The following is a 21,780-nucleotide window of genomic DNA, read 5'->3' as shown; positions in this document are numbered from 1 at the left end:
ATGCTCCTCAAAATCAAACTCATAAAAATATTTCAGTTAATTTTTTCATTACATCATCTACAGTAATTAATTTCATAGCCTCATATCCATGCACTTGTGTACCCCAAACATTTTCCTTAGGAGCAATACCCAATACCATTTGCACTGCTTGAGGATATTTATTTACTACTAAATGTTGGAAAGTATATGGGCCAGAAATATGCGGATTGGTTACAGCATGCAGAGCTACAACAGGAGTACCAACAGCAGCAGCCATATGAGAAGGGCCTGTATCAGGACATAATACGGCTTTTGCTTTACTAATTACTGCTAACAGTTGTTTGGGCTTCGTTTTACCAACCAAATCCACCACTGGAATTTCCTTAATGATTTGCTCTGCTAACCATCTATCATGGTCTCCTGGACCACCGGTCAAAACTACTTGAGCATTCCATTTTGCCTGCACCTGTCTTAACACTTCAATATATCGCTCTGCCAGCCAACTGCGCTCAGGTTTGCTGGCTGCAGGATTAACCACTAAAATGGGTTCATCTTGTTCCGGCAAATGAGCTTGTGCCCACTCATAATCTGCTCGAGTAATTGGCAGATCCCAACGTATTATTTTTTCCTTAATACCCAAAGGCTCAGCAAATTTCAAAAAACCTTCCAGCGTATGTTCAAAACCTGGGGCAATAGCTTCTTTTATAAAATAACGATGTCCATCATTTGCTCTATGGGCATCATAACCCACTTTGCGATTAGCCTTGATTAATGGGATCAATAAATTAGTTCTAAAACTGGCTTGAGGGGCCAGTAATATATCAAACTGACGTTTAGACATTTGTTTTCTAAACAACCAATAATCTTTGAGCGTTTTAGGCTTATCAATTACGATAAATTCAACACCCTCCATTCCTTCCACCAAATAAAAAGCTGGCTTAGAAATTATCCAGGTTAATTGAACATCTGGGAATTTGTTTTGTAAGGTCCTTATCAGGGGAACCAACATCAAAACATCACCTAAAGCAGAAAGTCTTATGATACCAATTGATTTAATCATTCTGTAAGACAAAACGTGAGCCACAATAAGGGCATACCTCTACACCTGTTTTATCTATTGGCAAATAGACCTTGGGATGGGCATTCCACAGCTCCATCTCATCTGTTGGACAGCTCAATGGTAATTCATTTCTATGTACTACATAATTCTTTTTAGTACTGGCAGGTTCTTTTTTTGTTTTCTCCATGTTGATCCTTTGTGGCATGATTTCACTGAGAGACATTATTATCTAATATTTCCCTGATTTTCGCTATAATATCTGCACTAAAACGCTCTTTTTGCGAATCATAGAATAATGCTCCTTCCCAATGCCTAAGCCAGGTTAATTGGCGTTTAGCTAATTGTCTTGTTGCTGCCATACCTTTTTCCTGCATCGTTTCATAGTCATACTGGCCCTGCAGATACTCAAGTATTTGCCTATAGCCTACGCACCGCATGGAAGGTAAGCTCATTTGCAAAGCCCATCTTTCCTGTAATTGCTTCACTTCGTCGACAAATCCTTCTAAAAGCATAACCTCAAATCGTTTTCTGATACGCTCATGTAACCAAGCTCTATGCTGAGGGAAAAGAGCAAAATTTACAAAATAATAATCTGGTTTCTCAACATGTTCCGCAAGATAGGCAGATAATGTTGAACCAGTTAAGTAATACACTTCTAATGCTCTTTGTATTCTTTGTGCATCATGAGCATGTATGCGAGCAGCCGTAATAGGATCTAGCTGACTTAATCTTTGATGAAGAAAATCCCAACCGTGTAGTGAGGCTTCTACTTCCAATTGCTTGCGAATCTTCTCATCTGCCTCAGGTAATGTAGATAATCCTTGTTGTAGGGCATTAAAATACATCATAGTGCCACCCACTAACAAAGGAATATTACCTCTCTTGATTATGGCATCGCATAAAGATAAAGCATCAGAACAAAATTGAGCAGCCGAATAGGATTCCACTGGATCTTTAATATCAATTAAAAAATGAGGAGCTTTCAATAACTCTTGGCCTGAAGGTTTTGCTGTTCCAATATCCATACCTCTGTAAATCATTGCTGAATCAACGCTAATAATTTCGAAAGGAAAATGAGCTACTAACTCACAAGCCAAACCTGTTTTTCCTGATGCAGTTGGTCCCATTAAACAAAACACCAAATTAGTCATTCAATAACATCCGACAATCATCAACAGTGAGTGCTTTCCCTATATTTCTAGATTTCTCTGTAGAGAATAGTTCAATTATCCATTGATTCATTTCACTTCGTTCTTCTATGGTCAATTGTTTAGGCTGAAAAGATTGTGAAACACAGATTAACTCTATTAATTTATCGGTCGACAAAGAATCTAACCCACCAAGAGAGCTAAAAAAAAGCTTAAAATTCAAATAGGGAGCCTCCAAAGGGATACTACGGATTAATAACCTGTCCACATCAGAGCATTCGATTTGTATTCCAATTTGAGCCAATTCGCCCTTTAAATCATCTATTCTATACTTACACTGTTCGGGTAAGAAATAACTAATTGGTACTAGCAAAGGTCTGCAGGCCAAAGGCAATATCTTATTAATTAATCGCTTTTTTAGCCATCCTTGAAAAATAGCCACAACGTCAATAAGGTAAGGTTCGTGACTTATAAATACCAAAATAAACTGTTCATTTAGTATAACCCAAGGCATCTCTTTTTCTGAATAGTATTTTGCATGTTCCCCATAAACTTGACCTTTATTGAATTTAATCGGTGATAAAGGAATTCCCTCCTGAATTAAAAATGAATGACATTGGACTCCATCGCCCTTCATCTTATTCTTATGATGGAGGTTATATGGCTCGGATACAACGCTTGCTTCCATAATAGTAGAGTAAGGGGGACACCCGTATTCTATATTGCCAATTTTTTGCGGGTTATTCATAGAATCCAAAGGTTTCACCAGCCCCATACCTTGCTCAGAAGAACCATGAGACATGGGACCAGAAAGGCTGGAATGTAGGGCTTTAGTTAATTGTGTGGTAAAAAAATCATGTACCAACCGGGGTTGTTGGAATCTTACCTCATGTTTTGTGGGATGGACATTCACATCCACTTCAGCACTAGGTAGAGTAAAATACAATAAACAAATTGGGAATCTTCCTGGATGAAGTAATCCATCATAAGATTGCTTTAAAGCGTGCTGAAGCAACTTATCCTTGACCATTCTTTTATTAACGTAAATCCACTGCTTATCATTTTGACTGCGTTGCAGATTAGGACTACTAAGCCAACCATAGAGACTCATATCTCCAAGTGTTGCTTCAAGGAATATTGCTTCCTGCAGAAATGAGCTGCCAAGAATTTTGCTCATACGAATCTGTTTCGCTTGCTCATTCAGCGCGGGCGGTAAAGAAAAGATTAGTTTCTTATTATGCTTCAATGTTAATGCGATCGTTGGGGCACTTAATGCAAAACGTCTAACCAGCATTTCTATTGCCTGAAATTCTAATTTCTCGCTTTTTAAAAAACGCTTACGTACTGGTGCATTATAAAACAAATCAGACACATCGACAGTGGTTCCAACATTGCGTGCGCAAGGAGTAAGAGTCATCTCATCCCCAACAACTCGTAACATCATGGCATTTTCCTGAGCTTCTGGCTTGGAAATAATAGTCACCTTAGCCACCGAGGCAATACTGGCTAATGCTTCTCCTCTAAACCCCATACTCTCAATAGAATATAAATCGTTAAGCGTTTTAATTTTACTAGTAGCATGAGCAGCAACAGCTAAAGGTAAGTCATCACCTACTATTCCCGCTCCATTATCACTCACTTTAATTTGAAGAAGCCCACCATAACTGACTTCAATAGTAATTGCACTAGCCCCAGCATCTAAAGAATTTTCCAACAACTCCTTAACCACCGATGCCGGTTTTTCTATAACTTCTCCAGCAGCTATTTGATTAGCTATAGCTGGTGATAACTGATGTATCCTCATCCCCATGTGGAAGGTATCACTAATTTTTGCCCAGGTATAAGTTTTGTGCTACCTGGAAGATGATTCATAGCTTGTAATGCCCTCGTAGACATACGATAACGAGCTGCAATAGCAGGAAGAGTTTCCCCATTCCTAACGATATGGGAATGAGAAGAAATCATCGCCTCAATTCGTGTCCCATGGGGCGGATGATCATAAAAATACCCCTTTAACCCTTGAAATATAGCTTGGCTTAACCGCTCTTGGTATGCGGAACTAGTCAAGTTGGCTTCTTCCCTGGGATTCGATATAAATCCTGTTTCAACTAAAATAGAAGGAATATCTGGCGACTTTAGTACTACAAAACGTGCCTGCTCTACTTTGTTATTATGCAGAGTAGTAAAATTATCCAATTGCCTCAATACTTTTCCACCCATGTCTAATCCGGCATTGATGGTTGCTGTTTGTGATAAATCAATCAGGACAGAACGCACGACACCATTACTATCATCCAACTCATCCAGATTGACACCACCAAGTTCAGAATAGTTCTCTTTTTCTGCTAACCAACGTGCTGCTTCACTGGTTGCCCCGCTTTGTGATAGGGCAAATACTGAAGCGCCATTGGAGTGAGGATTATTAAATGCATCCGCATGGATAGAAATAAACACATCGCCATTATATTTTCTAGCAATATCCAAACGTTGCCTAAGTCCAACATAATAATCTCCGGAGCGAGTCAGAACTGCCCGCATACCCGGCTGCCTATCTATTAATCGTTTTAATTTTAAAGTGATGGCTAATACCACATCTTTTTCATTGGTCCGCCGCGGTCCTCTCGCCCCAGGATCCTTACCTCCATGACCAGCATCTAAAACCACCACAACATCACGCAATGGTTTATTAGCTGGATTTTTCGAAATGTTGATAGGTTTGTCATGGGTTATTCTATACTCAGAAGGTTGTTTAATTGCTTGTATGTTGTTCTTTTGTATTGATGATTTAATTCTGTCTAATTGACCAGAACTCTTCGAAGCAGTACGAGTATCATTAAGAAAATCGACCTTAATTCCATTAAATCCTTCCTTCGGTTTCCATGGAGAAGAGCGGACCTGAACAGGTTGCTTGACATCCATAACAAGGCGTAAAGTATTTTGAGCAGAAGTTCCACTTCGCACTTGTTGAATAAGAGAGTTAGTCAAATGCAACTGATTTATGTTCACCCCAACCAAATGAGTGTTGCTGAAATCCAAAACTACTCGACTTGGATTGCTTAAGGTAAACAGTTTATGAGTAAATGATCCTTGGATCGTAAAATAAAGGGAAGTAATACCTGATTGCTGAGACAAAGAAATATTTTTTAGCTGGGCAGAAAACACAGTAAACGAACCCAATAGATATAATATTAGACCCCACCCCCATACTCGTTTAATCATCATTCACCTGCTAGGCAAGCTAAAATTTTTTTACCAGCTCCACTTAATGCAGACATTTGCATTAAGCGTCCAGACCCTTTAATATTTAAATTAAACCGAATATCGACTGAAGGCAACGTTTTCCCAGCTTTCTCTGGCCATTCGATACAACAAATACTTTGTTTGGAGAAATAATCTCTAAAACCTAAATAATCTAATTCTTCTTCCTCATGAATCCGATACAAATCAAAGTGATGAATATGCCACTCATGGCACGCGTAACTCTCTACTAATGAAAAAGTTGGGCTCTTGATGGCTGAAACAACTCCCAATGCTCTGAGCATAGCCCGAATGATAGTTGTTTTGCCAGTGCCTATTTCTCCACTAAATGTGATCACCAAAGGCGCTTTTATACAAAACACCAATTTTTCTGCAAATCGTTTGCTTTCCTCTTCATTAGCCAAATCCAAAATTATTAATTCATCATTATCTTCAATTATCATAACCGGAACACTAATAGATAATAAATCAGTTTAGAAAAAATCCTCTACTGATCCATCACACATCAATTCGAGATCATACCCTCTAAATACAATTTAAAATGCCTGGGATATAATCCAGTAAATCACTCGCTAATAATCCAACCTCGCCTGAATTTTCAGCCACTTTATCTCCTGCAACAGCATGAACCCATACGCCTAACTTTGCGGCATCGGACAATGCAAAGCCTTGGGCACAAAAGGCCGCAATAATACCACTTAAAATATCACCCATACCGGCCGTGGACATTCCAGGATTACCTTTGGGGCAGACAAAAATATTCTTCTCAGTTGTTTGAATAACTGACCCTACTCCTTTTAAAACTACCACACCACCATATTGCTGCTGTATAGCAGACGCGGCGTTAAATCTATCCCTCTGGACATCTCTCACAGTACATGAAAGCAAACTCGCTGCCTCTCCAGGATGTGGAGTTAAAATCCAATTATCATCCATTTGAGGATGGTGAGAAAGCCATCGCAATGCGGAAGCATCAATAATCATTGGTAGCTGAGATGTGATTGCTGCCAAGAATAAAGTTTGTGCCCAATCGCTATCACCTAATCCAGGACCAATAACACAAACAGTAGCTTTTGCCAACAGAGGCATTAACTCTTCCGCTGTGTTAACACCCCAAATCATCGCCTCAGGAATGAATGGCGAACTGCCTTTTACATGATCGGGCCAGGTTGCGATACTTACAATTCCAGCCCCAGTTCTCAATGCGCCTTTTGCTGCCAAGCTCACTGCTCCAGGCATCCCTGGACCACCTCCTATTATTAAAACGTGTCCATAATTTCCTTTGTGGGAGTTCTTTTTTCTAGCAGCCAAAGGCAAGGGCAAGGCGGAATCTCTTAATAGAGAAGCATAAGGAGTTAATTTAGTTCTGCAAGCCTCTAAACTTAAATTACTGCATCGAATAACCCCACAATAATCAGGCCCATCCAAAGTGTACATACCTGTTTTTAGTCCGATGAAGGTGATGGTGGCAGTCGCTTTGACACAAAAATTTTCTACTATCCCTGTGTCAGCATTCAAACCTGAGGGAACATCTATAGATAAAACAGGTAGCCCACTAGCATTAATTTGATGAATTGCATTAGCAATAATGCCATGTACGGGTCCTTTTAACCCAATACCTAAAAGTGCATCAACAATTAATTCAGCTTCACTATCTAATGGTTCATCCGCAGACTGACATTCTACCCCTGCTGCCAAAGCCAAGCGTGCTGCATTTCTAGCAGCAGAAGGCAAATCTTCTAGCGATTTGCATTGATATACTGTGACTGAAAATCCTTGTTCATGAGCTAACCTGGCTAAAACATAACCATCACCGGCATTATTGCCAGCTCCACAAAAGACAGCGATATGATTTACGTGAGGATAGAGTTTCTGCAAAAAAGAAAATGCCTCTGCCCCAGCTTGAGCCATAAGAGCATTCTCATCCTTTTGATACAATTGTGCAGCCTGTTGCTCACAAGCCCTAATTTGTTCACAACGATACAGTGCGTTCTCTAGCTTGTTCACTTATAAGCTCCCAATTAACTTGAGTCCTAGTAATTCGCAATGCTCTAAATTTTCAGGCTTTCAGATCTATCATCTTCAAGAGCATTGCATCGTCCTTTAGATAGGCTAAGCAACAGCATATTCAGTCAATAAAAATCTGTTTATATAACTATAGTTTTTACTTTACCAATTTTAATGCTGGCTTGCTTTTTGAAGTGCCTTCAGACGGTGAAGAAGTCTTAGGTGGTGGCTCACCATCCCCTTCCTCAGAAGGAAAAGCGATACCTCTTCCATTTTCTTTGGCATAAATTTCTAAAACAGCATTGGGAACAATAAAAATTTGCTCTGTTTGTCCTGAAAAACGTGCTGTAAATACTATACGATCGTTTTCTAATAACAGCCCACGTGTAGCTGATGGTGAAATATTCAACACGATTCTATCATGGCGAACATGATCGCCAGGTACTTGCACATTGGGATATGATGCGTCTACAAGGATATAGGGGGTTAAATCATTATCTACTATCCAATCATAGAAGGCACGAATCAAGTAGGGTCTATTTGATGTCATTTCCATATTATGCTGCTCTAATTTGTCTCTCAGCGTCAGTCAAACTTGTTTGGAATGATTCTCGTTTAAATACACGCTGCATGTAAGAATTTATTCCTTTAAAAGTTGGTGAAATATCTAGTCCTAGTTTAGGTAATCGCCATAATAAAGGAGCCAGGGCACAATCTAGTAATGAGAATTCATCACTTAAGAAATAGTGTTTATCTGCAAAAACAGGATCCAGGCTAGTTAAGCTTTCAAACAAATTAGCTCTAGCTTGCTCAGCAGATTCATCTTTAAGAATAGCATTCATTAAATAATACCAATCTTGTTCGATTCTATGCATCATTTTACGTGTTTCTGCCCGAGCAACGGGATAAACTGGTAATAAAGGAGGATGAGGAAAACGCTCATCCAGATATTCCATTATAATTCGTGCCTCATATAAGACAAGCTCTCTATCAATCAAGGTAGGTACTGTTCCATAAGGATTAATCGACAACAAGTCAGCTCCAGGATCATCTTCCTTTACTGGAAGGATTTCAACATTGACTCCTTTTTCTGCCAGAACAATTCGAACTTGGTGACTATAAACATCATCTATATCAGAAAATAAAGACATTATGGTACGCTTTGCAACGATTGCCATTACCTAACTCCTATCAATTCATTTAGCCTCTTAAATAGGCTCTGTCTATTCTACTGTACAAAGATTGATATTCTAACACATTTTTAGTCTTCTGGGTTACTTTGTGTCTAAATCTTCTTATTTTAATATGATTTCCAGCCTAAGAAACCAGTTTATCCTCTTGTGCTAATTTTGAGGTTTCAGCTCGAATTGTCAACAGCCCCCTACCTCAGTGACTTAATTACTTAATCTTATTTTAATTGCTTCCAATACGCTTTCTTTAGAGAATAGGCTGCTATAAAGAAAATACCGAAGAAAAGCATTACAAACACCCCTAACTTATAACGAATCAATTTGGCTGGTTCACCTACATAAACTAGAAAAGTTACTAAATCCTTTAAGGCACTATCAAATTCGCTTTCATACATCTCACCACCCGTCACCACCATTAGACTATCAGAATGGGGATTTTTATTTTTCACGAGGACAACTTTTCCAATCAAGGGCTCTAAAACATTGGGCATAGCAACATCAGGAATAAGTAAGTTATTTGTGCCAAAAGGTCTTGAAGGATCACTATAAAAACTTTTCAAATAGTTATATATCCAAACAGGTCCCCTGTCTCGAGCACTTAGAGACAGATCGGGAGGAGCCATTCCAAACCATTGCTTCGCATCCTCAGGTGACATAGCAATTTGGATAGGATCATAAATGTTGCTCTGTGTGAATATTAGATTATTCTTTAATAAATCTTCAGCAACCTGGCCGTCAAAAGTAATTAATCCCAAATCTTGTGCCATTCGATTGTAACGCATATATTTCAAAGAGTGGCATCCAGAACAATAATTCATGAATAGTTTTGCCCCTCGTTGCAAACTCTCTTTATCAGTAACATCAACTGATAAAGGTTCCATTTTGGTTAGATTTTCTGTAAATGCAATCTGAGCGGTTAACAGCAAAAAAACTGCAAAAACGGTAAAAAAACCTTTCTTCATCATTATCCACCTATCCGTATAGGTACTGGTCGAGTATTCTCAAGACGGCTATAAATAGGCATTAAAATAAAATAAGAAAAATAAACTACAGTAGCCATACGTGCTAACATTAATTTCACTGGTGTCACAGGGGTCGTGCCTAAATAGCCTAAAAGTAACAAACTAATAACAAAACAAGTAATTGCGATCCTAGACAATGCTCCTTTATATCTTATAGAGTGAACCTTACTTTTATCTAGCCAAGGCAAAAAGAAAAGCAGTAATATGGCTGACACCATACAAACTACTCCAATTAATTTATCAGGGATTGCTCTTAAAATGGCATAAAAGGGAGCTAGATACCATACTGGAGCAATGTGATCTGGAGTCACCATAGGATTCGCTGGAACAAAATTAGCGTGCTCTAAAAAGTATCCACCCATTTCTGGGGCAAAAAATACGACTGCAAAAAATAAAATTGAGAACACAATAATCCCGACAAAGTCTTTCACTGTGTAATAGGGGTGAAAAGGAATTCCATCTGCCGGCTTACCATTTTCATCGAGTATTTTTTTAATTTCAATCCCTTCTGGGTTGTTTGAACCTACCTTATGTAGAGCCACAATGTGCAAAAATACGAGAACTAGCATTAACAGTGGAACACCAACCACATGCAAGGCAAAAAATCGCTGCAAGGTTGCATTAGCAACTGAATAATCTCCTCTCAACCAAACAACAAGCCCTTTGCCAATATAAGGTATAGCACCAAATAAAGAAGTAATAACCTCTGCCCCCCAATAAGACATTTGTCCCCACGGTAATAAATAACCAAAGAAAGCTTCTGCCATTAATAAAAGATATAAAAACATTCCTAATAGCCATACTAACTCACGGGGTTTTTGATAGGAGCCATAAAGTAAACCACGAAACATATGTAAATAGATAACAATAAAAAAAGCGGAAGCACCTGTAGAGTGCATATATCGTAATAACCAGCCAAAATTCACATCCCTCATTATGAATTCAACTGAAGAAAATGCCTGCTCTGCATTTGGTGTATAAAACATAGTAAGCCACAGCCCGGTTATAATTTGATTAACCAAAACAACTAAGGCCAAAGAACCAAAAAAATAAAAAAAATTAAAATTCTTGGGGGCATAATAATTACTAAAATGTGCTTTCCAAGTGCTAATAAGAGGGAAACGTTCATCTAACCAATTGACTAACCCATTCATGCCTTAATCCTTATTTCGCATCTTCACCAATTATAATGGTATGATCATCTAAAAAGTGATAGGGAGGTACTTCCAAGTTAATTGGGGCAGGTACACCCTTAAATACTCTGCCTGAAAGATCAAACATTGATCCATGGCATGGACAAAAAAAGCCTCCAGGCCAATCTGGGCCTAGTTCACCCAAATTAGGTTTGTATTTAGGAGAACATCCTAAATGCGTGCAAATCCCTATTAAAACCAAGAACTCAGGATTAATAGAACGAAATTTATTTTGCGCATACTCGGGTTGTTGCTCAACCAAAGAATCCGGATCTCTTAATTGTGACTCGTCTTCTTTTTGCAATTGTTGGAGCATATCTTTCGTACGCTTAATTATCCAAACGGGTTTACCTCGCCATTCAACAATAGCTTGCTCACCTGGTTCCATTCTACTAACATCTACTTTTATTGGAGCACCGGCTGCTTGGGCCTTAGAGCTTGGTAACCAGGAAGTGATAAAAGGAGTCAAGGCACAAGCTGCGCCTACACCACCTATGACATACGTAGTAGCTAATAAAAATCGACGCCTCTCTTCATCCAATTGATCATCTTGATTATTAATTACATCCTGATTGGGCTCAGTCATGTCGTTCACTGCTTTATCATCCTGAATTGATTTATGAACTGGCTTCAACCTGCCTAATGACATCAACTTAGATCGTGGCCTGGATTAGACAATGCAATTCAAGATTAATTATCGCATGCCACAAAACTCCCGCATCACACTATGCTAATCCGAGCTACAAGCCCAGTCTTAATTCATTAAGTTGAGACTATTAACCAGTCTACCTAATTATGTTAGTTATAACAAAGAATAACAATTTTTAAAACGATTAGATAGGGCGGCGTAACATCTTGATAATAAGTCAACTCGAACATCAAGGCTATTTGGAAAATAAAAAGCCTCGCATAAAACGAGGCTTTTTAAAAAAAGCGTTATTACCGTTTGGAGTATTGAGTAGCTCGACGGGCTTTGTGTAAACCCACTTTCTTCCTTTCAACACGTCTGGAATCACGAGTCAATAAACCACGAGCACGAAGCTTGCGACGGAAGGAATCAGAACGTGATTCAGCACTTTCAACCAAACCCTCTTCATCATATGCAACCAATGCTCTGGCTATCCCTAAACGAACAGCTCCAGCTTGACCAGATATGCCACCGCCTGTGACAGTGATGTATATATCAAATTTATCGGTAAGATCGACTGTTTCCAATGGTTGCATTACAACCATACAAGAGGTTTCACGACAGAAATACTCTTGCAAACTTCTATCATTTACTTTGATCTCACCTTTTCCTGGACGCAAAAATACTCGTGCAATCGAACTTTTTCTACGGCCGGTGCCATAATATTGCTTGATTTCAGCCATTATATTTATTCCTCAATCTCAAGTTGCTTCGGTTGTTGCGCAGTATGAGGATGTTCGCTGCCAGCATATACCTTCAATTTGCGATACATCTCTCTACCCAATGGATTTTTTGGCAACATGCCTTTTACAGCAAGCTCAATAATTTTTACAGGGTTTTTACTTTGCAATTTTTCAAAGGAAGTCGATTTGATTCCTCCCGGATAACCGGTGTGGTGATGATACATTTTATTTTTAAATTTACGACCAGTTACAATAACCTTTTCCGCATTAGTTACAATAATGTAATCGCCTGTATCAACATGAGGAGTATACTCAGCTTTATGTTTGCCGCGTAAACGACGGGCAATCTCACTTGCCAAGCGACCCAAAACTTTTTCACTGGCATCGACAACAAACCAGTCACGCTTGACTTCATTGCCTTTTGCACTAAATGTCTTCATTAAATAAACTCCGAACCGCCTCAATTGGTAATCTTTCTATCATGGACGGGCGATTTTAACCAAAACAGAAACAACCTACAAGTAAAATGGATAAAAAAATATGTACAATTAATCAAAATACAATGAAAACATCAAATTAATGACCAAATGCCAAATATTTTACCATCTTTATTACAACTTACTTATCAACGTTTTGTCTGCAAAACGCCAATCGCAATGCAAAGGAAGAACCTTAAAATAAATTGCTAATAAGTCTTAATATTATTTGTCAATTAATAATTCTTCTACTATCTTGCCGTTGATTAAATGACTTTTGATAATTTGTTCGATATCAACGAAAGAAGAATAAGTATACCAAACTCCTTCCGGGTAAATAACAATACAAGGTCCGGAACTACAGCGCCCAAGGCATCCGGATTTACTTACTCGTACTTTACCAGGACCATGCAAGTCTAATTCTAGCAACTTTGATTTCATAAAATCAAAAAATTCTTCTCCACCGGAATTTGCGCAGCACTGCTTACCTGGAGCTTTCTGATTCGTACATATAAATACATGTTTGGTATAATGAGACAACAAGCTATTTTCCTATTCTTTCAATTTTAGTTTTTAGTTTCAAACCCGGCTTGAAAGTAACAACTCTTCTCGCGTCCACGGGAATTTCTTCCCCAGTCTTAGGGTTTCTACCTGGTCTTTGTGGTTTATCTCTTAAAGTAAAGTTTCCGAAGCCTGACAACTTCACGTGCTGACCATTCTCAAGGGCATGACGTAATTCTTCAAAGAAATTTTCAACCATTTCCTTTGCGATAGGCTTAGATAATTTTAATTCATCACATAAAGTCTCTGCCATTATTGCTTTGCTTAGTGCGTTCACGATTATTCCCTCAAAAAGATTGAAAATTCACTTTCCAGTTTCTTGATTATAGCACTAATTACCGAGTTGATCTCGACGTCAACCAATGTCCGCGTGTCATCCTGAAGTATCATAGCCACAGCCATACTTTTCTTTCCTTCAGGGATACCCTTCCCCATATATACATCAAATACATCAAATGATTTTAACCAATCCTCTTTTACAGTATTTCTAATAACGCGCTCAATTTGCATGGCATTTACTTGTTTATCAACTAAAAAGGATAAATCCCTCCTGATTTGCGGATATTTAGAAATTGGTTTATATAAAGGTGCAGTAGGATTAATTAATGATTCCAGATTCAATTCAAATAAAATGACGTCTTGATTAAGATCAAAAGCATCATTTAAACGAGGATGCAAAAGACCTATCCATCCAGAATGCTTCCCATTAATTACTACCTGGGCTGATTGTCCAGGATGTAAAGCATGATGGGTTGATTGAATAACTCAACGTTCTCTAATTTCAGTAAAGAAAATAACGATTGCAAATCACCCTTCAGATCATAAAAATCAAACAATCGTGTGGTTTCATTCCAATTCAAGCCTCCTTGTTCACCCATCAATAGTCCTGCAACACAGGAGCGTTCCTTTAACTGTCCTGCATCAAGATCAAAAACCACTCCAATTTCAAATAACTTAACTGCAGTTTGTTGTCTATGGCTATTATAAATCATTGATGCAATTAACCCAGGCCACATCCCAGCTCGCATTTGCGATAGTTCAGAAGATATTGGGTTGAGCAGTTGCATAAACTCTTTTTGCGGATACAGCGCTTCTTGTAACTCAGGATCCACAAAGCTATAGCTGATAGTTTCATGATATCCTTTTGCGCTAAACCAGGATGAAATTCGTGTTGCAATTTTTTCTTTGGCACTAACTACACCCGCTTGCACTAATGTATTCATTGGTTGAGCATGTAATTTATCATAGCCATATAAACGAATAATTTCTTCAACTAAATCAGCATCTTGTTGCAAATCTATTCGATGAGAAGGGATTGTTACTTCAAAAAAATGATTGGTTTCTTTTGTGATTACGATACCAAGTCCCTCTAGTAGATTTTTCATTTCACTCAGAGGAATACTTAAGCCAGTTAATTTTTTAACTTTCGTAGTATCAAATAAAAATGAAACTGCCCCTGGTAAGAACTTTTTGTCACAAGATTCAATGACGGGGCCGGGAGCTCCTCCTGCAATGGATAAAATTAACTCTGTAGCTCTTTCCAGTGCCTTTGTTTGCAAATCAGGATCTACACCTCTCTCATATCGTTGTGATGAATCACTAAACAATCCATATTTTCTAGCAACCCCAGCAATGATAACAGGATTAAAATAAGCACTTTCCAGAAATACATCTTGAGTTTGCTCTTGCACTGCACTCTCAGCGCCGCCCATGATTCCTGCCATCGCAAGTGGCTTTTCATTATCAGCGATTACCAGTACGTTGTCATTTAAGGTAACTTTTTGACCATCTAATAATTCTAATTGTTCATCAGGTGTGCTAAACCGTACATTAATCTGGCTGTTAATTTTTGATAAATCAAAAGCATGCATCGGTTGCCCTAACTCCAGCATCACATAATTCATGACATCCACTACTGGGTGCAGGGTCCTAATTCCGCCACGGCGGAGCCGCTCCGCCATCCATACAGGAGTAGTTGCTTCTGGCTTATATTACGAATAATACGCCCACAATATCTTGGGCAAGCATCCAAATTTTTCAAATTGACACGAAGAATATCGTCTATTGCCGGAGGTACGGTAGTTATAGAGTGTTCTATCAAAGGCAATTTATTGATTACAGCTACTTCACGAGCTATGCCTAAAACGCTAAAACAATCAGCTCGATTTGGAGTCAGATCAATATCAAATACATAATCATCAAGAGCGAGATACTCACGAAAATCCATCCCTATCGAGGCGTCATTATCCAGCTCCATGATACCTTCTGAGTGCTCAACCAAACCTAACTCTGCAGCAGAGCACAGCATCCCTTGAGATAACTCTCCTCTTAACTTAGATTCCTTAATTTGAAGGCCACCAGGCAAATGGGCACCTACCATCGCCAGTGCCACTTTTATACCTGGTCTTACATTGGCAGCACCACAAACAATTTTCAAAGGTTTATCTTTATTGATATTAACTTCACACAGAGTCAATTTATCAGCATCAGGATGAGGCTTAGTACCTAGAACCTCAGCAACTATCACATGAGTGAAGTGTCCCGCTACAGGGGTAACAGCATCTACCTCCAAACCAGCCATAGTCAATTGATCGGCTAACTCTTTTTCAGTTAATGAGAAGTTAACCCATTCTTGTAACCATAACTTACTTACTTTCATTTAAAACCCTCATCTATGCTGTTTCAATTGACTCCAGATTTTCATGCTGATCCCACTTATTAGCAAAGTGTAATAAGGGGTTAGACTACGATCAGAACTGCCGCAAGAAAGTTAAATCATTTTCGAACAACAACCGCAAATCGTCTATGCCATAATACAACATCGCTAGTCTATCAATACCATGCCAAAGGCCCAGCCATGGTATTCATCAGGCGATATATTAACTGCCATTAATACATTGGGATGAACCATGCCACAACCTAATACTTCAAGCCAACCTGTATATTTACAAGAACGACAGCCTTTACCACTGCATTGAGTGCACTCTATATCGACCTCTGCAGAAGGTTCTGTAAAAGGGAAATACGAGGGTCTAAATCTTAAAGCCAGTTCTCGGCCAAAAAAATAAGCAAAAAAATCTTGCAATAAACCTTTTAACCCGGCCAAAGTAGCCTGTTTATCAATCAATAAACCTTCTACTTGATGAAACATTGGGGTATGAGTGACATCTGAATCGCAACGATAAACTCGACCGGGAGCAATCAAACGAAATGGAGGCTTGCGTTGTTCCATCGTTCTAATTTGTACTGGAGAAGTATGAGTTCTTAATAAGCGTCCATCCCCAAAGTAAAAAGTGTCGTGCATAGCACGAGCTGGATGATGACCAGGAATATTCAACGCTTCAAAATTATAAAATTCTGTTTCTACTTCAGGCCCCTCAACAATATCAAAGCCTAAACGACTAAAAAAATCATTAATTATATGTTTTACTTGGGTAACCGGATGCAAAGATCCTGTGCAATGATTGCGGCCAGGAAGAGTGACATCTATTTGTTCTGCTGCTAATTTAGCTAATAATTGCGCTTCTTTCAGCTCTGACATCTTTGTTTCAATCAAAGCACTGATTTCTCGTTTTGCTTGATTGACCAATTGACCGAATTGAGGTTTTTCTTCAGCGGATAAATTAGCAAGTTTTTTAAGCAATTCTGTAAGCTGACCCTTTTTACCCAGAACATCAACGCGAATTTGTTCAAGAGAAGCTATGTCCTTGGCTAGTTGGATTGCTTCCGAAGCTTGCTCTTTTAACTCGTTTATATCTACCAGCATAGTTCTACTCACAAGTAAAAAGGAGGCCTTAGCCTCCTCAATAATTTATTTTACAGCTTACTTTGATTTATGAAGTTGGTATTCCAAATTTAACTGCACAGCTTTGTGGGCAAGCAACTAACAAGAATCTATATAGATTGAGTATTGAACAATTGCGAACTACTAACCAATAAATTCTTTAGGAATCAACAATAAATAAAATAGACTGAAAATTAACCTGCCAACGCTGCTTTAGCCTGTTCTGCAATGGCAGCAAAAGCAACTTTATCATGAACAGCCATATCAGCCAGAATTTTTCTATCTAGTTCGATAGAAGCCTTCTTTAAACCATCAATCAAACGGCTATAAGACAAACCGCATTCACGAGCTTGTGCATTGATGCGAGTAATCCACAAAGCACGGAATTGTCTCTTTTTCTGCCTTCTATCTCGATAAGCATATTGCCCAGCTTTAATTACCGCTTGTTTGGCAACGCGATAGGTCCGGCTACGGGCACCATAATAGCCTTTTGCTTGTTTTAAAATTTTCTTGTGACGTGCTTTTGCTGTCACACCACGTTTTACTCTTGGCATTATTCAGTCTCCCCCTTAACTACCATGCAACATACGCTCAGCCAAACGAGCATCGCATGGCTTCAAAGTACTAGCGCCAACACGTAAATGACGTTTTTGCTTAGTAGATTTTTTAGTGAGGATATGATTCCTATAAGCGCCACGACGTTTAATCGCACCACTTGCTGTCTTTCGGAAGCGCTTAGCTGCTCCACGATGTGACTTTAACTTCGGCATAACAATTTACTCCGCATTCGTTACTTAGTTTTTTTGGGTGATAAGACCATCAGTAGTTGCCTTCCTTCCCGTTTGGCTTGCTGTTCTATTACTGCTACATCAGCCGTATCAGCCTGCAAACGTTCCAAAATTTTCATACCAAGTTCTTGATGAGCCATCTCACGACCACGGAACCGTAGTGTGATTTTGACTTTATCACCATGATTTAGGAAACGGATCAGGTTGCGTAGCTTGACCTGATAATCTCCATCTTCCGTCGTAGGACGAAATTTTAATTCCTTGACCTGAATTTGTTTTTGTTTTTTTCTTGCTTCCGCTTGTTTTTTACTCAGCTCAAAGAGAAATTTACCATAATCCATAATACGGCAAACAGGTGGCTTTGCTGTTGGTGAAATCTCCACCAAGTCCAGTCCGCTTTCTTCTGCTGCCCGTAGTGCTTCACGCGTTGATACAATTCCTGCCTGGTTACCATCGACATCAATTAAGCGTACCTCAGGTACAGTGATCTGTTCATTAATTCGTGCGCGATCATTTTCACGCTTAGTTGGTGCACTAATGGTTTAACCCTCCAGTTCGTTTTAGATTGATCCTTTACGGATAATTTCTTGCGTTAAGGTATCACAAATTGTATCTATTGTCATCACACCCATGTCAACACCATCACGGGTTCGAACAGCAACCTGACAATTGTCAACCTCTTTATCACCTACAATCAATAAATAAGGGATCTTTTGTAAGGTGTGCTCGCGAATTTTAAAACCAATTTTTTCATTTCTCAAGTCAAAATTGACCCGAATCCCTCTTTTTTGTAAAGTTTTACTTACCTTTTCAGCATATTCATTATGTTTTTCGCTAATAGTCAGCACAATAGCCTGAATAGGAGATAACCACAGAGGCAATTTTCCAGCATAATGCTCTATTAATATACCCATAAATCGTTCTAATGAACCCAGGATGGCTCTATGCAACATGACTGGGGTTTGCTTGCTTCCATCTTCAGCCACATAGCTTGCCTCCAAACGAACAGGCATGGAAAAATCTACTTGAATCGTTCCACACTGCCAAATTCTGCCTAAACAATCGGATAGAGAACATTCAATTTTTGGTCCATAAAATGCACCTTCTCCAGGAGCATCTATCCACTGAATACTTCTTCCTTGCATTGCTGATTTTAGCGCACTTTCAGCCTTATCCCAGACCTCATCAGAACCCACTCGTTTCTCAGGACGAAGAGCCAGGCGATATTTTATTTCATTAAAACCAAAGTCCTTATATACTGATTGTACCAACTCTAACATCATATCCACTTCAGATTGAATTTGGTCTTCTGTACAAAAGATATGCGCATCATCTTGAACCATATTCCGAACACGCATTAAACCATGTAAAGATCCTGATGGTTCACAACGATGACAATTCCCAAACTCTGATAATCTTAAAGGCAGATCTCTATAACTTTTCAAACCGTTATTATAAATTTGGACATGACATGGGCAACTCATAGGCTTAACAGCATAGTGACGACTCTCCGTTTCAGTAACAAACATTTCGTCTCTAAAATTCTCCCAGTGGCCTGACTTTTCCCACAAAGATTTGTCAACTAATTGTGGTGTTCTAATTTCTTGATATCCAAAATCAACTAACCGATTACGCATATAGCGTTCCAGCTCTTGATAAATAGTCCATCCTTTGGGATGCCAAAAAACCATTCCAGGAGCTATATCCTGAAAATGAAACAAATCCAGAGATTTACCCAACTTGCGATGATCGCGTTTCTCAGCCTCTTCCAAACGAAATAAGTAATCTTCTAACGATTTTTTATCGGCCCAAGCAGTACCGTAAATCCGCTGCAACATTTCATTATTTGAATCGCCACGCCAGTAAGCACCAGCAACTTTGGTTAATTTAAATGCTTTCAGAAAACCTGTAGAGGGGACATGAGGGCCACGACACAAATCTTCAAAATCCCCTTGTTTATAAAGAGAAAGTACCTCATCCTCTGGAATATCGGCAATAATTTTTGCCTTATACTCTTCACCTAGTTTTTTAAAATATTGGATTGCTTCATTCCTCGGTAATTCTCGACGAGTAATGGGAAAGTTTGCTTTTGCAAATTCGTGCATTTTTGCTTCAATTAAACTCAAATCTTCGGGGGTAAAAGAACGTCCAAAAGCAAAATCATAATAAAACCCATCTTCTATGACTGGACCTATAGTGACTTGGGCTGAGGGGAAGAGAGCCTTCACTGCCTGAGCTAGTAAATGGGCGGTAGAATGTCTAATCACCTCAAGACTGTCTTCGTGTTTATCAGTCACAATAATTAATGAACAGTCCTCTTTAATAAGATAAGATGTATCCACCAATCGGCCATCAACTCGGCCTGCAATTGCTGCCTTAGCTAATCCAGGACTAATATGATGAGCCACATCATAAATAGTAAGTGGAGCATCGAAATGTTTTATACTTCCGTCTGGCAATTTAACGCTTGGCATAATCTTAATCCGTCTTTCCATCTGTCAGGTTCTTGTAAAAAAAAACCCTGCAGGCATGGCAGGGTTTAAACCTTTAATCGTTAATACAACAGGTAGCCTGTTAGAGATTCTACTAGAAATTCAAATATTATGGTAGGCACGAGTGGGATCGAACCACCGACCACCACCATGTCAAGGTGGTGCTCTACCACTGAGCTACGTGCCTATAATTCAATCTGAACGAAATTGGCATGAATTATATACCCAAGATATCTGGAAATGCAATGTTTCATGTGATTTGATTTTTACTTCTGAAAACAAAAGCATAAAAATTGCATTTTCAGATCTCTTGAGAATAAACTAATACTAAAGCTAATCCTAAGCGAAAATGAAATGTGGTTCAAAATCATAAATCATCATGTCGAACTTTCTATTTATGCGAAACCTAATGCCAAAAATACCCAGTTGATGGCAATTACAGATGATGCCTTACATATTGCTATTCATGCCAAACCTCATGAAGGAGCAGCTAATACTGAACTTTTAGCCTTCCTATCTCAATTATTCAAGACCCCCAAGACCCAAGTTGAACTAATCAAAGGAAAAAATAGTAAATATAAACTAATAAAATTGCCACTATCAGAAACAGTTCGTCGTTTTTTGAATCAGCCAATAATATAATAATAAATATAAGAAAGGCTTGAATGAAGGGGGACCATTCAAGCCATAAAAGCACGAGGTTAACTGCTAAGGTTAAACCACTTTTCCTTTCGATTGGACTATTCTGTAATATCTGTTCCATCAGATAAACTACAGTGCCCTTGATTGGACTGTATGAAACGCGTTTCCCGCGTTTCGTTTGCAATTATAAACACATCATTTCCATTGTCAACAATTAATTTCTAAAGGAAACTAATAGTTTCCAAAATGCCTGTATTTGCAGGATAAGCCACCCTTTGTTACACTCTATCCGATTATTAATACTAAAAATTATTGCTGCCCTATGGAAAAAGTTAACTTAACGAAACAGTTTGCTTACCGTTTGCGTGATGCAATGATTGCCGCCGGATACAATTCTCAGCGCTCCATTTCTGGAGTATGTATTCATAAGCTAGCCGAAATTACAAATTATTCGGTACAAATATGCAGAAAATATCTTCGCGGAGAAGCCATTCCAGAGCCTGTTAAACTAGTAGAAATTGCTTCGAAACTAAACGTTTCGCCAGGATGGCTATTATTTGGTGAAGCTCACAATGATCAGGGAATCTCCCAAGATCGGTTAACAATAAACAAAAAATTACTCCACTATATTTTCACAAAAGCAGCTTGCCTATATAATTGCGACCTCATGGAAAATGAAGTGTCTGACTTTTTGATGGATTTGATTAATGACGTCAGTCTAATCAATGCTACTGAAGAGCAATCCAAAAAAATTATAGATCTGGCCATCTCTTCAGTGAAACATTTTAGCCACTCACAAGGAACGTAAA

General features: G+C 38.8%; 22 protein-coding genes, 1 tRNA gene and 2 pseudogenes. 2 read left to right on the top strand and 23 right to left on the bottom strand.

Annotated features, from left to right (window positions below; all coding sequences use genetic code 11):
• Positions 1–19 precede the first annotated feature (19 nt).
• The 23 genes and pseudogenes from OK13_RS07155 to OK13_RS07045 form a co-directional block, all read right to left on the bottom strand.
• Entirely contained in the window at positions 20–1,039 is a 1,020-nt protein-coding gene (locus OK13_RS07155; protein WP_035889321.1) for a glycosyltransferase family 9 protein, read from the bottom strand.
• Entirely contained in the window at positions 1,032–1,226 is a 195-nt protein-coding gene (locus tag OK13_RS07150) for a zinc-finger domain-containing protein (RefSeq protein WP_035889318.1), read from the bottom strand. Before OK13_RS07150 ends, OK13_RS07155 begins: the two co-directional genes overlap by 8 nt.
• A gap of 22 nt (positions 1,227–1,248) precedes the next feature.
• The gene (miaA, locus tag OK13_RS07145) at positions 1,249–2,190 is read right to left on the bottom strand and encodes a tRNA (adenosine(37)-N6)-dimethylallyltransferase MiaA (RefSeq protein WP_035889317.1); all 942 of its coding nucleotides are present in this window, start codon (positions 2,188–2,190) and stop codon (positions 1,249–1,251) included.
• Positions 2,183–3,997 (bottom strand): DNA mismatch repair endonuclease MutL, encoded by a 1,815-nt coding sequence (mutL, locus tag OK13_RS07140; protein ID WP_035889314.1) that lies wholly within the window; start codon positions 3,995–3,997, stop codon positions 2,183–2,185. The genes miaA and mutL overlap by 8 nt, the downstream gene beginning before the upstream one ends.
• On the bottom strand, positions 3,988–5,406 hold the full coding sequence (locus OK13_RS07135; protein WP_035889312.1) for an N-acetylmuramoyl-L-alanine amidase family protein: 1,419 nt from the start codon (positions 5,404–5,406) through the stop codon (positions 3,988–3,990). Before OK13_RS07135 ends, mutL begins: the two co-directional genes overlap by 10 nt.
• Positions 5,406–5,888: a tRNA (adenosine(37)-N6)-threonylcarbamoyltransferase complex ATPase subunit type 1 TsaE gene (tsaE, locus tag OK13_RS07130; protein WP_035889310.1), complete on the bottom strand. Its 483-nt coding sequence runs from the start codon at positions 5,886–5,888 to the stop codon at positions 5,406–5,408. The genes OK13_RS07135 and tsaE overlap by 1 nt, the downstream gene beginning before the upstream one ends.
• A gap of 82 nt (positions 5,889–5,970) precedes the next feature.
• The gene (locus tag OK13_RS07125; RefSeq protein ID WP_035889306.1) at positions 5,971–7,452 is read right to left on the bottom strand and encodes a bifunctional ADP-dependent NAD(P)H-hydrate dehydratase/NAD(P)H-hydrate epimerase; all 1,482 of its coding nucleotides are present in this window, start codon (positions 7,450–7,452) and stop codon (positions 5,971–5,973) included.
• 157 nt (positions 7,453–7,609) lie between these two features.
• Positions 7,610–8,008, bottom strand: coding sequence for a ClpXP protease specificity-enhancing factor (locus OK13_RS07120; protein ID WP_035889305.1), 399 nt, complete (start codon positions 8,006–8,008; stop codon positions 7,610–7,612).
• Position 8,009: 1 nt separating this feature from the next.
• Positions 8,010–8,630 carry a stringent starvation protein SspA gene (gene sspA / locus OK13_RS07115; protein WP_035889304.1) on the bottom strand — a complete coding sequence of 207 codons (621 nt, stop codon included), beginning with the start codon at positions 8,628–8,630 and terminating at the stop codon, positions 8,010–8,012.
• Between the two features lie 230 nt (positions 8,631–8,860).
• The gene (locus OK13_RS07110; protein ID WP_152571622.1) at positions 8,861–9,604 is read right to left on the bottom strand and encodes a cytochrome c1; all 744 of its coding nucleotides are present in this window, start codon (positions 9,602–9,604) and stop codon (positions 8,861–8,863) included.
• Between the two features lie 2 nt (positions 9,605–9,606).
• Positions 9,607–10,818 (bottom strand): cytochrome b, encoded by a 1,212-nt coding sequence (locus OK13_RS07105; protein ID WP_035889300.1) that lies wholly within the window; start codon positions 10,816–10,818, stop codon positions 9,607–9,609.
• 10 nt (positions 10,819–10,828) lie between these two features.
• On the bottom strand, positions 10,829–11,443 hold the full coding sequence (gene petA, locus OK13_RS07100) for a ubiquinol-cytochrome c reductase iron-sulfur subunit (RefSeq protein WP_035889359.1): 615 nt from the start codon (positions 11,441–11,443) through the stop codon (positions 10,829–10,831).
• A gap of 353 nt (positions 11,444–11,796) precedes the next feature.
• The gene (gene rpsI / locus OK13_RS07095; protein ID WP_035889298.1) at positions 11,797–12,228 is read right to left on the bottom strand and encodes a 30S ribosomal protein S9; all 432 of its coding nucleotides are present in this window, start codon (positions 12,226–12,228) and stop codon (positions 11,797–11,799) included.
• A gap of 5 nt (positions 12,229–12,233) precedes the next feature.
• On the bottom strand, positions 12,234–12,668 hold the full coding sequence (gene rplM / locus OK13_RS07090; RefSeq protein ID WP_035889296.1) for a 50S ribosomal protein L13: 435 nt from the start codon (positions 12,666–12,668) through the stop codon (positions 12,234–12,236).
• 261 nt (positions 12,669–12,929) lie between these two features.
• Positions 12,930–13,247, bottom strand: coding sequence for a (2Fe-2S) ferredoxin domain-containing protein (locus OK13_RS07085; protein ID WP_173402497.1), 318 nt, complete (start codon positions 13,245–13,247; stop codon positions 12,930–12,932).
• Between the two features lies 1 nt (position 13,248).
• A complete protein-coding gene (locus tag OK13_RS07080; protein ID WP_081964894.1) occupies positions 13,249–13,542 on the bottom strand; it encodes an integration host factor subunit alpha in 294 nt (97 codons plus the stop codon).
• Between the two features lie 2 nt (positions 13,543–13,544).
• Positions 13,545–15,924 (bottom strand): annotated as a pseudogene (gene pheT, locus OK13_RS07075) (phenylalanine--tRNA ligase subunit beta).
• A gap of 91 nt (positions 15,925–16,015) precedes the next feature.
• Positions 16,016–17,031: pseudogene (pheS, locus tag OK13_RS07070) on the bottom strand (phenylalanine--tRNA ligase subunit alpha).
• Between the two features lie 212 nt (positions 17,032–17,243).
• Positions 17,244–17,603: a 50S ribosomal protein L20 gene (gene rplT, locus OK13_RS07065; RefSeq protein ID WP_035889293.1), complete on the bottom strand. Its 360-nt coding sequence runs from the start codon at positions 17,601–17,603 to the stop codon at positions 17,244–17,246.
• Positions 17,604–17,618: 15 nt separating this feature from the next.
• Positions 17,619–17,819 carry a 50S ribosomal protein L35 gene (rpmI, locus tag OK13_RS07060; protein WP_035889291.1) on the bottom strand — a complete coding sequence of 67 codons (201 nt, stop codon included), beginning with the start codon at positions 17,817–17,819 and terminating at the stop codon, positions 17,619–17,621.
• A 20-nt stretch (positions 17,820–17,839) separates the two neighbouring features.
• A complete protein-coding gene (infC, locus tag OK13_RS07055; protein ID WP_035889288.1) occupies positions 17,840–18,376 on the bottom strand; it encodes a translation initiation factor IF-3 in 537 nt (178 codons plus the stop codon).
• A 21-nt stretch (positions 18,377–18,397) separates the two neighbouring features.
• Complete coding sequence (gene thrS, locus OK13_RS07050) at positions 18,398–20,311, bottom strand: threonine--tRNA ligase (RefSeq protein ID WP_035889283.1); 1,914 nt, start codon at positions 20,309–20,311, stop codon at positions 18,398–18,400.
• 130 nt (positions 20,312–20,441) lie between these two features.
• Positions 20,442–20,516: transfer RNA gene (locus OK13_RS07045), tRNA-Val, on the bottom strand.
• Positions 20,517–20,683: 167 nt separating this feature from the next.
• On the opposite strand from OK13_RS07045, the gene OK13_RS07040 reads away from it, so the two are divergent.
• Positions 20,684–20,971 (top strand): DUF167 domain-containing protein, encoded by a 288-nt coding sequence (locus tag OK13_RS07040; RefSeq protein ID WP_035889276.1) that lies wholly within the window; start codon positions 20,684–20,686, stop codon positions 20,969–20,971.
• A 322-nt stretch (positions 20,972–21,293) separates the two neighbouring features.
• Positions 21,294–21,779, top strand: a complete 486-nt coding sequence (locus OK13_RS07035) for a helix-turn-helix domain-containing protein (RefSeq protein WP_035889341.1) — start codon at positions 21,294–21,296, stop codon at positions 21,777–21,779.
• The last annotated feature ends 1 nt before the right edge of the window (position 21,780 follow it).

The organism is Legionella norrlandica (assembly GCF_000770585.1).
GTDB lineage: Bacteria > Pseudomonadota > Gammaproteobacteria > Legionellales > Legionellaceae > Legionella > Legionella norrlandica.
The sequence above is the reverse complement of the archived record's forward strand: the minus strand, read 5'-3'. Positions and strand labels throughout refer to the sequence as shown.

Coding starts and splice junctions, on each gene's coding strand:
- rpsI (WP_035889298.1), bottom strand. CDS start 12,228: ATGGCTGAAATCAAGCAATATTATGGCACCGGCCGTAGAAAAAGTTCG.
- thrS (WP_035889283.1), bottom strand. CDS start 20,311: ATGCCAAGCGTTAAATTGCCAGACGGAAGTATAAAACATTTCGATGCT.
- OK13_RS07035 (WP_035889341.1), top strand. CDS start 21,294: ATGGAAAAAGTTAACTTAACGAAACAGTTTGCTTACCGTTTGCGTGAT.
- miaA (WP_035889317.1), bottom strand. CDS start 2,190: ATGACTAATTTGGTGTTTTGTTTAATGGGACCAACTGCATCAGGAAAA.
- OK13_RS07120 (WP_035889305.1), bottom strand. CDS start 8,008: ATGGAAATGACATCAAATAGACCCTACTTGATTCGTGCCTTCTATGAT.
- rpmI (WP_035889291.1), bottom strand. CDS start 17,819: ATGCCGAAGTTAAAGTCACATCGTGGAGCAGCTAAGCGCTTCCGAAAG.
- OK13_RS07040 (WP_035889276.1), top strand. CDS start 20,684: ATGTGGTTCAAAATCATAAATCATCATGTCGAACTTTCTATTTATGCG.
- rplM (WP_035889296.1), bottom strand. CDS start 12,668: ATGAAGACATTTAGTGCAAAAGGCAATGAAGTCAAGCGTGACTGGTTT.
- rplT (WP_035889293.1), bottom strand. CDS start 17,603: ATGCCAAGAGTAAAACGTGGTGTGACAGCAAAAGCACGTCACAAGAAA.
- sspA (WP_035889304.1), bottom strand. CDS start 8,630: ATGGCAATCGTTGCAAAGCGTACCATAATGTCTTTATTTTCTGATATA.
- mutL (WP_035889314.1), bottom strand. CDS start 3,997: ATGGGGATGAGGATACATCAGTTATCACCAGCTATAGCTAATCAAATA.
- OK13_RS07135 (WP_035889312.1), bottom strand. CDS start 5,406: ATGATTAAACGAGTATGGGGGTGGGGTCTAATATTATATCTATTGGGT.
- petA (WP_035889359.1), bottom strand. CDS start 11,443: ATGACTGAGCCCAATCAGGATGTAATTAATAATCAAGATGATCAATTG.
- OK13_RS07105 (WP_035889300.1), bottom strand. CDS start 10,818: ATGAATGGGTTAGTCAATTGGTTAGATGAACGTTTCCCTCTTATTAGC.
- tsaE (WP_035889310.1), bottom strand. CDS start 5,888: ATGATAATTGAAGATAATGATGAATTAATAATTTTGGATTTGGCTAAT.
- OK13_RS07150 (WP_035889318.1), bottom strand. CDS start 1,226: ATGGAGAAAACAAAAAAAGAACCTGCCAGTACTAAAAAGAATTATGTA.
- OK13_RS07110 (WP_152571622.1), bottom strand. CDS start 9,604: ATGAAGAAAGGTTTTTTTACCGTTTTTGCAGTTTTTTTGCTGTTAACC.
- OK13_RS07155 (WP_035889321.1), bottom strand. CDS start 1,039: ATGATTAAATCAATTGGTATCATAAGACTTTCTGCTTTAGGTGATGTT.